Here is an 11,196-nt window from a genome sequence, read left to right as displayed (position 1 = left end):
AGTGGCGCGTCAGCAATTCACTGCGGAACAGCAATCCGTACGGGTTCTCAAGGTAGGCGAGCGCGTGCGCCATATCCTGAGCGAGCTGCTCGCCCGGCAGGAGGTGCATGACGAGGTGGTCAGCGCAGCCAATATCTCCGTTACGGAAGTGCGCATGACACCTGATCTCAGGAATGCGATCGTTTATGTGAAGCCGTTGCTGGGCATGGAAGAGGACAAGATCGTCACTGCGCTCAGGCAGAACACCGCGTATCTGCAACGCGAGGCGGCCAAACGGCTGGGCCTGAAATTCGCGCCCAAACTGAAATTTCGCGCTGATGAAAGTTTCGACGAAGCTGACCGGATCGAAAAACTGTTGCGCGATCCCAAGGTCAAGCGCGACCTTGATGACTGAGGCGAAGCAGTGGACATTGCGCACTTTCCGTGCAGGTGACCTGGGGCTGATCGCAGGGCGCCAGGCTGCACTCTATGCCGAAGAATGGGGCTGGGGCCGCCTGATGGAGGCGATGATCTATGACATCGCTGGCAAGTTCCTGCGCGATTTCCAGCCGGGCAGAGAAGATTGCTGGGTTGCCGAACGCGAGGGAAAGATACTTGGTGGCGTTTTTCTCTGCGCGGAAGACGAAGGCACGGCTCGCTTGCGTTTGCTTTATGCAGAACCGGAGGCGCGCGGACTTGGCGTCGGGTCAGCACTGGTTCGGCGATGCACCGAATTTGCACGCCAGGCAGGCTATCGCAACATCGTATTGATGACCCACGCCGCGCTCGACAGTGCGCGCAAGATCTATCTGGCCGAAGGATATCGACTGATAGCTAGCGAAGAGCAGGAAGATTTCGGCAAGCTGGAAGTGACCGAGCACTGGCTGCTCGAACTGTAAACCTAATCTTTCAGCTTCCAGCCAGATTTAAGCACGCGATAAACAGCCACCGCCATCAGCAGGTTGAGCGCACCCAGGCCAATCGCCGCCTGCACCACTGCGCCTGATCCTGCGCCGATATCGCTTTCGCCCAGGAACCCGTAGCGGAAGCCCGATATGACATAGAAGAAGGGATTGGCGCGGCTCACCGCCTGGAAAGCGCCATGCAGGTTGTCGATCACGTAAAATGTGCCGGATAACAGCGAGAGCGGCGCGACGACAAAATTGGTTATGGCCGCGTTGTGGTCAAATTTCTCTGACCAGATCGAAGTCGCCAACCCGATCAGCGCCAGCATCATCGAGCCCATCAGGCCAAACCAGATGACCGCCCACCAATGCGCAATGGTCAGACTTACACCTGGCCAAACCGCGATGGCCAAGCCTACCGCGCCGCCCACTATTACCGCCCGCGTTACTGCCGCGGCGATGATTCCGGTCATCAGTTCGCCATAGGAAAGCGGCGGCATCAGCAGGTCGATGATCGTACCCTGGATTTTGCCCGAAAGCAGCGAGAAGGATGAATTTGCAAAGGCATTCTGCATCATTCCCATCACGATCAGGCCCGGCGCTACGAAATCGGCAAATGGTGCGCCCAGCACTTCGCGTCCGCCGCGACCCAGCGCCACGGTAAAGATGACGAGAAAAAGCAGCGTTGTGACTGCCGGACCCCAAATTGTCTGGGTGTGCACCTTGAGAAACCGGCGCACCTCCTTCATATAGAGGCTCCACAAGCCAATGCGGTTGATCCCGGTAATCACCGGCTCGCCGCGCGGCGGAAAGCGGGTCCCTTCGCCCGCAAGCGCTTTATCGAAGGGGGCCTCTGATTTGGGGCTGGCAGCAGGTGCTTGATTGGCCATGCAGGCGCGCCTAGTGCGATGCGGCTGCCGTGACAAGCGTCAGGGGCTTTTTTGTCTTGCTGTGAGCATTGGATTCACAGGCAAGAGCATAGGAACTGGAATTTAGATGAGTTGGACCGACGAGCGTATCGCAACGCTGAAAAAGATGTGGGAAGGCGGGGCCACCGCCAGCCAGATCGCCGATGAACTGGGCGCGGTTAGCCGCAATGCCGTGATCGGCAAGGCACACCGGTTGGGGCTCAAATCGCGCCCTTCGCCTGTCAAGGCGAACGACAATAAGGCACCGGCCGGAAAAGCCGCAGCAAAACCTGCCGCTGTCAAGAAGCCACTGGCCAAACCAGCAGCGTCAAAGCCGATCGCCAAGCCGGTGACAAAGCAAGCCGTGTCGGCCGATCACAATGCCGATATCCCGTCACAACCGGTGCCCAATCCGACGCAGGACCTGCCCAAGATCGTGTCGGTCGGCCCGGGCGGCTTTCTGCGCCAAGGGCCGGGCGATCAGCAACCGCCAATCCCGCCCGCACCGCCGCGCCGCCTGGTGCCGGCAAAGCCCAGTCCCGCAATTGCTGACAAGACCAGCCTGCTTGATTTGTCAGACAAGGTTTGCCGCTGGCCGATGGGGCATCCAGGCGAACCAGACTTTCATTTCTGCGGTGAGCAGGTGAACCCTGGCTATCCCTATTGTGTCGACCATTGCGGGCGCGCGTATCAGGCGCAGCTGCCGCGTGGTGCGCGCAGACCTCCTCCGCCGTTGCCGTTTGGCGGGCCGCGGGTCCGCTAAGAGCCCTGGTTCATGGCCCGGCTGTCTGCAAGGATCGCCGGGCCATTTCATTTTGCGAGGACGACCATGTCGCTTTCACTCTACGAAGCTATCGTGCCCGGCTGCCAGCAGATTCTTGGCGGGATGTCCGGACTGATTGACAAGGCGCAGGCGCATGTGGCCGAACACGGCCTGGCCGATAGCGATCTGATCGAGGCAAGGCTTGCCGACACCATGTGGGATCTACCATGGCACGCGCGCGCCGTGTGGGTGCATTCGGCTTTTATCATCGATCAGCTGCCCACTGGCGAGTTCTCACCTGATTTTACCGAATTGCCTCGCAGCTGGGATACAATGCGTGCACAGATCGCGCGGACACAGGATGAACTGGCTCAAGTTACGCCCGAACAGCTTGAGGAAGTGGCCGACAACACAATCGCTTTCGTACTGGGCGGCAAGCGATTGATGGAGTTCTCTGCCCAGAACTTCCTGCTCAGTTTTTCGCAACCAAACTTCTATTTTCATGCCACCACCTTCTACGACATCTTGCGCCATAAAGGGGTGCCGTTGGGCAAGCGTGACTTCATGGGCGTGCCGCGCACACTGGCCTGAGGGCGGGAATCCCGGAACCGGCTGTTTGCCAGACCTTTGAACGGGCAAGGGGAGAAGATCATGCGAATTTTCATTTTCGCAGCATCGCTTTTTGCGGTCAGTCTTTCTGCGCCTGCGTTGGCCGAATTGCCCGGGCCGGTGAAGGACATAATAGATGCCGCGATTGAAAGTGGCGATCCAAAGACCGTGCGCACCGTTATCCGCCTTGCGCGGCAGACCAACCCTGGCGATGCGGCAGAGCTTGATGCGCTGCTTGCCGCATATGACGCTGAACAGGCCCGCCTTGCCGCCGAGCAGGCGAAACTTAAGCAGGAATCGATTCGAAGCGCAGGATTCTTCGAAAATTGGGACGGCAAGGGGGAGCTTGGCGCTTTCCGTAGCGCGGGCAATTCATCCAATACAGGAGGTACAGCGGCGATCTCGCTCAACCGAGAAGGGATAAATTGGGCGCATAAGCTGCGCGGGCGCGCGGACTATCAGCGCAGCAATGGCGTGACCTCGCGCGAACAATATTCATTTGCATATGAGCCCAACTACAACATCTCCGACAGTCTGTTTGTTTTCGGGCTCGCGCAATACGAGCGCGACCGGTTCCAGGGCTTTTCCGCCCGCTACGTAGCGTCAGGCGGCATTGGCTACCGAATTATAGACGAAGCCGACTTGCAGCTATCGGCGAAAGTTGGCCCGGCCTATCGCATCATCGACTTCGTGAATGGCGAGAGCGTAAGCCGGATCGCCGGCTTGGTCGGCGTGGATTTCGACTGGAACATCACTGACCGGCTAAAATTGACCCACGATACAAATGCAGTGGCGGAAACCGGCGGTTCGGCAACGGTCATCGTTGATTCCAGCAACACCAGCGTGAATCTCGTCACCGGCCTCAACGCCAAGATCAGCGACAAAGTTACGACACGTTTTTCATACGCTATCGAGTATGACAGCAATCCGCCCGAAGGCGCGGTGAAGACCGATACTCTCAGCAGGTTTACGCTGATCTACGATTTTTGACCCTTCGTGGCGAACCAGATCGTGTGGTGCGGCCCCTTGTTGTTGGGGCGCGCGCGGACAGTTTGCACATCGACCAGGAACCCCGCATCCTTGAGCCGCCCGGTGAATTTATGGTCGGGCGCAGCTGACCATATTGACAGAACCCCGCCCGGCTTCAGCGCGTCGCGCATGCGGGCGATGCCGGTCCGGGTGTAAAGCCGCTCGTTACCGTCGCGCACGATCCCGTCCGGGCCATTGTCGACGTCGAGCAGGATCGCGTCAAACTTGTCGCAAGTGCCGTCATTGGCGTCATCGACTATCGCGGCCACATCGCATAGCACGACCTCGCCGTGAGGATCGGCAAGGGTGTTGCCGGTAAGATGGGCGAGCGGGCCGCGCGCCCAGTCGACTATCTCCGGCACAACCTCTGCCACTACGATTTGCCCCTTGGGGGGCAGCTTTGCCAGCGCGGCACGATAGGTAAAGCCCATGCCATATCCACCGATCAATATGCGTGGTGCGGGTGCGGTAAGGCGTTCCAGCGTCAATAGGGCCAGCTGCTCTTCGCTGTACTGCATGCGGGTGCCCATCAACTCGTCACGCCCGAGCATGATGATGAAGTCGCGCCCGTGGCTGACCAGGGTGAGTGTGTCACCGCCGGGAATCTGCGCAGTTGCAATCGTTTCGCGGGGAAGCATGGGTTTCTCCAAAGCAAAGGGGCCGCGGGCGAACCCGCGACCCCTGCTGTCATCATGCCGAAGGGTCTAGTCCTTCAGGAAGTCAGGGATGTGTGCGGGGCCGTCACTACCACGATCGCTGCCACGGTCGCGGCGTCCCCCACGGTCACCACCACGATCGCGGTTGCCACGCGGTCCGCGCCGGTCACCACGATCTCCACGATCGCCGCGCGGTTCACGCGGTTCGCGCGGTGGGCGGGTGTCTTCCAGCTCTTCGCCGGTTTCCTGGTCAACCACACGCATCGACAGGCGAACCTTGCCGCGGTTGTCGATTTCGAGCACCTTGACCTTCACTGCCTGGCCTTCTGAAACGACGTCGGTCGGCTTTTCCACGCGTTCGTTCTTCATTTCGGAAACGTGGACGAGGCCGTCCTTGCCGCCCATGAAGTTCACGAAGGCGCCGAAATCGACGATGTTGACAACCTTGCCGTCGTAGATCTTGCCGACTTCGGCTTCTTCCACGATCCCGGAAATCCACTTGCGGGCGGCCTCGATCTGGCTGAGGTCTGAAGAGGAGATCTTGATCAGGCCTTCATCGTCGATGTCCACCTTGGCGCCGGTTTCGGCCACGATCTCTCGGATCACCTTGCCGCCAGTGCCGATGATGTCGCGGATCTTCGATTTGTCGATCTGCATCGTCTCGATACGCGGGGCATGGGCAGACAGTTCGGTACGGGCCGAACCCAGCGCCTTGGCCATTTCACCCAGGATGTGCGCACGGCCGGCCTTCGCCTGTTCGAGCGCCTTGGTCATGATTTCCTGCGTAATGCCGGCAACCTTGATGTCCATCTGCAAGGAGGTAATGCCCTGCTCGGTACCGGCCACCTTGAAGTCCATGTCACCCAGGTGATCTTCGTCACCCAGAATATCGGACAGCACGGTGAACTCGTCACCTTCCAGGATCAGGCCCATCGCGATGCCCGAAACCGGGCGGGTGATCGGAACTCCGGCATCCATCATGCTGAGACAGCCGCCGCACACCGTCGCCATCGAGGACGAGCCGTTGCTTTCGGTGATGTCCGACAGAACGCGGATAGTGTAGGGGAAGTCCTCCTTGGAAGGCAGCACCCCGCGCAGCGCGCGCCAGGCAAGCTTTCCGTGCCCAACATCGCGGCGGCTCGGCATGCCGAAACGGCCCACTTCGCCCACCGAATAGGGGGGGAAGTTGTAGTGCAGCATGAAGTTCTGATAGGTCAGGCCTTCCAGCCCGTCGATCATCTGCTCGGCATCCTTGGTGCCCAGCGTGGTGGTGCAGATTGCCTGCGTTTCCCCGCGCGTGAACAGCGACGAACCATGCGTGCGCGGCAATAGGCCGACCATCGCCTCGATCGGGCGAACCTCGTCAACCTTGCGTCCGTCGATCCGCTGGCCGTCCTTAAGTATGGCACTACGAACGATCTCCGATTCGAGCTTCTTGACCACCTTGCCAGCAGCCATCTGCGTTTGCCCATCGGCATCGGCGAAGGCTTCCTTTGCCTTGGCACGGGCTGCATTGATCGCTTCGCTGCGGGCAGACTTGTCGGTCAGCTTGTAAGCGGCGGCGATATCTTTGCCGACCAGCTTCTTGAGCTGATCCTTGATCCCGGAATTGTCGCTGGTTGCGATTTCCCACGGGTCTTTGGCCGCTTGTTTGGCGAGATCGATAATCGCGCCAACCACCTTGCGGCATTCCGCATGCGCGAACATGACGGCGCCCAGCATGATTTCCTCCGAAAGCTCCTTGGCTTCGGATTCGACCATCATTACGGCCTTGTCAGTGGCGGCAACAACCAGATCGAGCGCGCCGTCGGCGGCCGCGGCCTGCGCCGGGTTGAGCGTGTACTCGCCGTCTTCATAGCCAACACGGCAAGCGCCGATCGGACCCATGAAGGGTACACCCGAAATGGTCAGTGCGGCCGAGGCAGCGATCATCGCCAGCACATCGGGCTCGGTCTCGCCGTCATAGCTGAGAACCTGGCAGATCACGTTGATTTCGTTATAGAAACCTTCGGGGAACAGCGGGCGGATCGGCCGATCGGTCAAACGCGAAATCAGCGTTTCCTTTTCGGTTGCGCCGCGTTCACGCTTGAAGAAGCCGCCGGGGATACGGCCCGCAGCAGAGAATTTTTCCTGATAGTGGACGGTGAGCGGGAAGAAATCCTGCCCTTCCTTGACGCTCTTGGCGGCAGTTACCGCGCAAAGCACTACAGTTTCGCCGTAAGTGGCGAGGACCGCGCCGTCAGCCTGACGGGCAATGCGGCCGGTTTCCAGAGTGAGGGTTTTGCCGCCCCATTCCAGTGATACGGTTTTCGTGTCGAACATTGATTTTCCTTAACGAACCCGCGCGCCATATTGCGTCACGGGGCCTACAATTTCCGGGCAAGCCGTCCCGGTCCGGTGCGGGGCCTGTTGCGGCCCTTGGCCGACTTCGCCTTATTGCGAAGCCTGGCCCTTTCTCGTCATCCCGGCGAAGGCCGGGATCCATTTTTCCACCAGGCGCTGCGGCCCGATGGATCCTGAAACAAGTTCAGGGTGGCGCAAACGCAAACGGCCCGCCGAAGCGGGCCGAGATCATTGCGTCACTTACGCAGACCCAGTTTCTGGATCAGGGCGTTATAGCGCTCGACATCTTTCTTCTTGAGATAGGCAAGAAGGGTGCGGCGCTTGTTGACCATCATCAAAAGCCCGCGACGCGAGTGATTGTCCTTGTGATGGCCCTTGAAATGTTCGGTGAGGTTGCGGATGCGCTCTGTGAGGATCGCGACCTGCACTTCCGGACTGCCCGTATCCTTGTTGTCACGGGCGTTGTCCTTGATAATTTCCTGCTTTTTTTCGGCAGTTACCGACATATGTGTACTCTCTTACTCTGCGACATCTGGAAGATTGAAACCCCTCACGACTTTCGCCGTGCCACCGATGATTTCCATCAACGCCACCGGGGTTTGTCCCAGCTTTGCAAAATAGAGCCCGTCGGTCTGGGGCAGCCCGGAAATAACCCGGCCCTGGCGGGCCGCCTGCGCACTTTCCGGATCGAGTTGCAGAGCCGGGATGTCGTCCAGCCCCGCTTCGAGCGGCAGGAGTAGGTCTTGAAGAGGCGCGCCCTTACCGATTTCCTCGAGTTTGTCCAGTGAAATCGCCTGATTCTCGTGGAACGGACCAGCCTTTATACGCCTTAAATAGGTGACGTGGCCGATCGTGCCAAGGGCATGCGCAATATCGCGCGCCAGGCTGCGGATATAGGTGCCCTTCGAAACGTGCGCGACCAGCGTCACGCTGTCGGCCCGCTCGAGCGGCGGACCAGGGTCGAAGGGATCGGGGCGGCCAATAGTCGTCTGAAAAGTTGAACGAAGTTGCTGATCAATGCGTTCGCCCGCGAAAACCAGCGAGTGGATCGTCACCGCCCGCATTTTCATATTCACTTCTTCACCAGCGCGCGCCAGCTCATATGCACGGCGCCCATCGACCTTGAGTGCGGAGTAGGCTGGCGGCGCCTGTTCGATTTCGCCGGTGAAATGTTCCAGCACCGCCGCAACTGCCGCCATTGGCGGGCGGCGGTCGGAAGTTGCGACAACCGCGCCCTCGGCATCGAGCGTATCGGTTTCTTCGCCGAATGCGATAGTGAATTCATAGACCTTGCTCGCATCGAGCATCCGCCCGGCAAGCTTGGTCGCCTCGCCCAACGCGATGGGCAGCACACCTTCGGCCAGCGGATCGAGCGTGCCGCCATGACCAACCTTGGTCCTGGCATAACCGCCCTGGCGCAGCACCCGCTTGACCGCACTGACCGCCTGGGTCGAGCCGAGCCCGCGCGGCTTGTCGAGGATCAGCCAGCCATGGGGCATCATCGACCGGCGACCGCGTTGGCCAGGCTGAGATACTTCTCCAGCGTCCAATTGATCGGCGGTCCGATTGTGTTTTCGAGCACGCCCAATTGCGGGGCGAACCAGGTCATCGCGATCAATCCGAAGAACAGCAGCATCCCGTAAGGCCGCAATTGTCGATAACTGCGGGCGAGGGCGGGCGGTAGCAGCCCCTCGACAATGTGCGAACCGTCAAAGGGCGGGATAGGCAACAGGTTGAATACGCCAAGAAACACGTTGATGAGCAGGAAATAGAACAGCGCGCTCTGAACGATCAAGGTGGTTCCCGCAGTGTCTGCAATAAGGCTCAACCCGGTTTCCGACTGCACGATCTGCGCGCCCACTGGCAAGGCCGCGCCCAGTGCAACTGCGCCTATCGCCGCGAGCACGAAATTGGTCGCCGGGCCGGCAGCTGCCACCGCCATCATGCCGTAACGCGGATTGTCGAGCCGGTCCTGCCGTACCGGTACGGGTTTTGCCCAGCCGAACACCGGCGCACCCGCCAAGGCCAGCATACCGGGCACCAGCAAAGTTCCGACCGGGTCGATATGGCGGATCGGATTGAGGCTCAGCCGCCGTTGATCGTGCGCGGTGGTATCCCCCAGCAACAAGGCAGAATAGCCATGCGCCACTTCGTGAAATACGATGGCAATGATCAGGCAGGGGATCAGGATTGCTGCCAGCAGAATGGTGTCAGTCATTGAGGGTAGGTAGTGCCCAGGTGCGGCTTATACCAGCGCCTGGCTGAAATGCTTGCGGCATAAAGCCACATAGCGGTCATTGCCGCCAATCTCGGTCTGCTGGCCCTGCTTCACTGCCTTGCCATCGGCATCGACCCGCAGGTTCATCGTCGCCTTGCGCCCGCAATGGCAGATCGCCTTCAGCTCGACAAAGGAATCGGCGATCCCCAGCAACGCTGCCGAGCCGGGAAACAGCTTTCCCTGGAAATCCGTGCGCAGGCCATAGCACACCACGGGCGTGCCGGTGTCATCGGCCAGGCGGGCGCATTGCCACACCTGTTCCTCGGTCAGGAACTGCGCCTCGTCGATCAGCACGCAGTCAACCCGGCCTTGCGAATGCTCTTCCAGCACGAATTCGAGAATATCGGTTTCGGCGGTGAAGCGATGCGCATCGCTGGAAAGGCCGATCCGGCTGCTGATCGCGCCAAAGCCCGGCCTGTCGTCAATCGCGGCGGTCCACAGCGAAACCCGCATGCCCCGTTCGCCATAGTTGAACGCTGCCTGCAGCAAGGTTGAGCTCTTCCCCGCGTTCATGCTGGCGTAGTAGAAATAGAGCTTGGCCATGCCAGGGTGATAGGCGAGCGGCGGGAACCGCACCAGCCATGGCAACGTTCAATTCACAGGGAAACAAGGATGCTGGAATCGCTGGGTGTCGCGGCGCGATGCACAGCCTGGCGCATGGCGATTGCAAGCAGCGCTGCTCTAGAGGTACAATGCTCTGATGACGATAGCCCGCAACTTGCTGACCTTGTTGGCAGCAATCCTGATTGGTGCAGCGACACCAGGGGGCGAATTTTACACAGTTGATACGGCTGCCAGCAAGCTTTCGGCCAAGGTCGGCTTTTTAGGCATTGGCAGCAAGCACGCCGGTTTTCCGTCGGTTTCGGGCACGGTCCGGCTCGATCGTGCAAGGCCGCAGGACATTGCGCTCGATGTGTCGATCGATGCGCGTGCGCTGACCGCTGGCGATGAATTGACTTTGAAGCGCCTCAAGGGCGAGAAATTCTTCTGGGTTGAGAAATATCCGACCGTTCGCTTTATCGGCCGGGAGATGGCGCTTGATACGCCCGTGTCCGGCAAGGTGACAGGTGATCTGACTGCGCGCGGCGTTACACGGCAGGTCACCTTGGCTGTAAGCTTTGATCGGCCGCCGGGTGAACTGAAACCAGGGGATCCGGTTACACTGACGGGCGAAACCCGCATCAATCGCTATGCGTTCGGCATGACCTCCTATCGCCTGATCGTGGGCAAATGGGTCAATATCCAGCTCAGGGCTCGAATGGTGCCGCAACCGGCCGCCTAGAGCGCCAATGCGCGATATCAGTGGGTGAGGGCGCGGCGCATGCGGTAACGCCCGCCATCGAATTGCTCGAACAGCTGCGCGATGTGCGGGTGATCTATTGGCTCTCCTGACGGGTCGGCGAGCAGATTCTGCTGGCTGACATAGGCGACGTAGGAACTGTCGTCGTTCTCGGCCAGCAGGTGATAGAAGGGTTGGTCGCGGCTGGGCCGGATTTCCTTCGGGATCGCCTCGTACCATTCCTCGCTATTGGCGAAGACCGGGTCGATATCGAAGATCACGCCGCGGAAATCGAACATCCTGTGGCGCACGATATCGCCGATCCCGAAGCGGGCCTTGACGTGGCGCGGCGCCTCGATTGTGCGGCCCGCCTGGCTGGAAAAGAACACAGCACGTTCCATGGTGGAGCAGGATATGGGCTTTCGCAGTTGCGAAACAAGATGCGTG

14 protein-coding genes are annotated in these 11,196 nt (G+C 59.9%); 6 read left to right on the top strand and 8 right to left on the bottom strand.

The window, feature by feature from the left end:
• The first annotated feature begins 1 nt into the window (after position 1).
• Complete coding sequence (rbfA, locus tag ACX3VQ_RS09635; RefSeq protein WP_462580853.1) at positions 2-394, top strand: ribosome-binding factor A; 393 nt, start codon at positions 2-4, stop codon at positions 392-394.
• The gene (locus ACX3VQ_RS09630; RefSeq protein WP_462573054.1) at positions 387-878 is read left to right on the top strand and encodes a GNAT family N-acetyltransferase; all 492 of its coding nucleotides are present in this window, start codon (positions 387-389) and stop codon (positions 876-878) included. The genes rbfA and ACX3VQ_RS09630 overlap by 8 nt, the downstream gene beginning before the upstream one ends.
• Before the next feature lie 2 nt (positions 879-880).
• Here the strand turns inward: ACX3VQ_RS09630 and ACX3VQ_RS09625 are convergent, their stop codons facing one another.
• Entirely contained in the window at positions 881-1,774 is an 894-nt protein-coding gene (locus ACX3VQ_RS09625) for an ABC transporter permease (protein WP_462580851.1), read from the bottom strand.
• A 106-nt stretch (positions 1,775-1,880) separates the two neighbouring features.
• Here ACX3VQ_RS09625 and ACX3VQ_RS09620 point away from each other — a divergent pair, with 106 nt between their 5' ends.
• The 3 genes from ACX3VQ_RS09620 (at position 1,881) to ACX3VQ_RS09610 (ending at position 4,154) form a co-directional block, all read left to right on the top strand.
• The gene (locus ACX3VQ_RS09620) at positions 1,881-2,555 is read left to right on the top strand and encodes a GcrA family cell cycle regulator (protein ID WP_462573057.1); all 675 of its coding nucleotides are present in this window, start codon (positions 1,881-1,883) and stop codon (positions 2,553-2,555) included.
• Positions 2,556-2,621: 66 nt separating this feature from the next.
• On the top strand, positions 2,622-3,146 hold the full coding sequence (locus ACX3VQ_RS09615) for a DUF1993 domain-containing protein (protein ID WP_462580849.1): 525 nt from the start codon (positions 2,622-2,624) through the stop codon (positions 3,144-3,146).
• Positions 3,147-3,206: 60 nt separating this feature from the next.
• Complete coding sequence (locus tag ACX3VQ_RS09610) at positions 3,207-4,154, top strand: DUF481 domain-containing protein (protein WP_462580846.1); 948 nt, start codon at positions 3,207-3,209, stop codon at positions 4,152-4,154.
• Here the strand turns inward: ACX3VQ_RS09610 and ACX3VQ_RS09605 are convergent.
• The 6 genes from ACX3VQ_RS09605 to ACX3VQ_RS09580 form a co-directional block, all read right to left on the bottom strand.
• The gene (locus tag ACX3VQ_RS09605; protein ID WP_462573061.1) at positions 4,142-4,831 is read right to left on the bottom strand and encodes a spermine/spermidine synthase domain-containing protein; all 690 of its coding nucleotides are present in this window, start codon (positions 4,829-4,831) and stop codon (positions 4,142-4,144) included. The two genes, ACX3VQ_RS09610 and ACX3VQ_RS09605, sit on opposite strands and share 13 nt — an antisense overlap.
• Positions 4,832-4,897: 66 nt before the next feature.
• Positions 4,898-7,171: a polyribonucleotide nucleotidyltransferase gene (pnp, locus tag ACX3VQ_RS09600; protein WP_462573062.1), complete on the bottom strand. Its 2,274-nt coding sequence runs from the start codon at positions 7,169-7,171 to the stop codon at positions 4,898-4,900.
• 257 nt (positions 7,172-7,428) lie between these two features.
• Positions 7,429-7,698: a 30S ribosomal protein S15 gene (rpsO, locus tag ACX3VQ_RS09595; RefSeq protein ID WP_462573063.1), complete on the bottom strand. Its 270-nt coding sequence runs from the start codon at positions 7,696-7,698 to the stop codon at positions 7,429-7,431.
• Positions 7,699-7,710: 12 nt separating this feature from the next.
• A complete protein-coding gene (truB, locus tag ACX3VQ_RS09590; RefSeq protein WP_462581202.1) occupies positions 7,711-8,691 on the bottom strand; it encodes a tRNA pseudouridine(55) synthase TruB in 981 nt (326 codons plus the stop codon).
• Positions 8,691-9,410: a site-2 protease family protein gene (locus ACX3VQ_RS09585; RefSeq protein WP_462580844.1), complete on the bottom strand. Its 720-nt coding sequence runs from the start codon at positions 9,408-9,410 to the stop codon at positions 8,691-8,693. Before ACX3VQ_RS09585 ends, truB begins: the two co-directional genes overlap by 1 nt.
• 27 nt (positions 9,411-9,437) lie before the next feature.
• Positions 9,438-10,013 (bottom strand): thymidine kinase, encoded by a 576-nt coding sequence (locus ACX3VQ_RS09580; protein WP_462573093.1) that lies wholly within the window; start codon positions 10,011-10,013, stop codon positions 9,438-9,440.
• 157 nt (positions 10,014-10,170) lie between these two features.
• On the opposite strand from ACX3VQ_RS09580, the gene ACX3VQ_RS09575 reads away from it, so the two are divergent.
• Positions 10,171-10,752: a YceI family protein gene (locus ACX3VQ_RS09575; protein WP_462573067.1), complete on the top strand. Its 582-nt coding sequence runs from the start codon at positions 10,171-10,173 to the stop codon at positions 10,750-10,752.
• Positions 10,753-10,769: 17 nt separating this feature from the next.
• Here ACX3VQ_RS09575 and hspQ read toward each other — a convergent pair whose 3' ends face one another.
• Entirely contained in the window at positions 10,770-11,150 is a 381-nt protein-coding gene (hspQ, locus tag ACX3VQ_RS09570) for a heat shock protein HspQ (RefSeq protein WP_462573069.1), read from the bottom strand.
• Between the last annotated feature and the right edge of the window lie 46 nt (positions 11,151-11,196).

This window comes from Altererythrobacter chaiwopuensis, from assembly GCF_054957735.1.
This window is presented reverse-complemented; position numbering and strand designations above follow the sequence as displayed.

Coding starts and splice junctions, on each gene's coding strand:
- ACX3VQ_RS09625 (WP_462580851.1), bottom strand. CDS start 1,774: ATGGCCAATCAAGCACCTGCTGCCAGCCCCAAATCAGAGGCCCCCTTC.
- ACX3VQ_RS09605 (WP_462573061.1), bottom strand. CDS start 4,831: ATGCTTCCCCGCGAAACGATTGCAACTGCGCAGATTCCCGGCGGTGAC.
- ACX3VQ_RS09615 (WP_462580849.1), top strand. CDS start 2,622: ATGTCGCTTTCACTCTACGAAGCTATCGTGCCCGGCTGCCAGCAGATT.
- ACX3VQ_RS09630 (WP_462573054.1), top strand. CDS start 387: ATGACTGAGGCGAAGCAGTGGACATTGCGCACTTTCCGTGCAGGTGAC.
- ACX3VQ_RS09610 (WP_462580846.1), top strand. CDS start 3,207: ATGCGAATTTTCATTTTCGCAGCATCGCTTTTTGCGGTCAGTCTTTCT.
- ACX3VQ_RS09620 (WP_462573057.1), top strand. CDS start 1,881: ATGAGTTGGACCGACGAGCGTATCGCAACGCTGAAAAAGATGTGGGAA.
- truB (WP_462581202.1), bottom strand. CDS start 8,691: ATGCCCCATGGCTGGCTGATCCTCGACAAGCCGCGCGGGCTCGGCTCG.
- ACX3VQ_RS09585 (WP_462580844.1), bottom strand. CDS start 9,410: ATGACTGACACCATTCTGCTGGCAGCAATCCTGATCCCCTGCCTGATC.
- ACX3VQ_RS09580 (WP_462573093.1), bottom strand. CDS start 10,013: ATGGCCAAGCTCTATTTCTACTACGCCAGCATGAACGCGGGGAAGAGC.
- pnp (WP_462573062.1), bottom strand. CDS start 7,171: ATGTTCGACACGAAAACCGTATCACTGGAATGGGGCGGCAAAACCCTC.
- hspQ (WP_462573069.1), bottom strand. CDS start 11,150: ATGGAACGTGCTGTGTTCTTTTCCAGCCAGGCGGGCCGCACAATCGAG.
- ACX3VQ_RS09575 (WP_462573067.1), top strand. CDS start 10,171: ATGACGATAGCCCGCAACTTGCTGACCTTGTTGGCAGCAATCCTGATT.
- rpsO (WP_462573063.1), bottom strand. CDS start 7,698: ATGTCGGTAACTGCCGAAAAAAAGCAGGAAATTATCAAGGACAACGCC.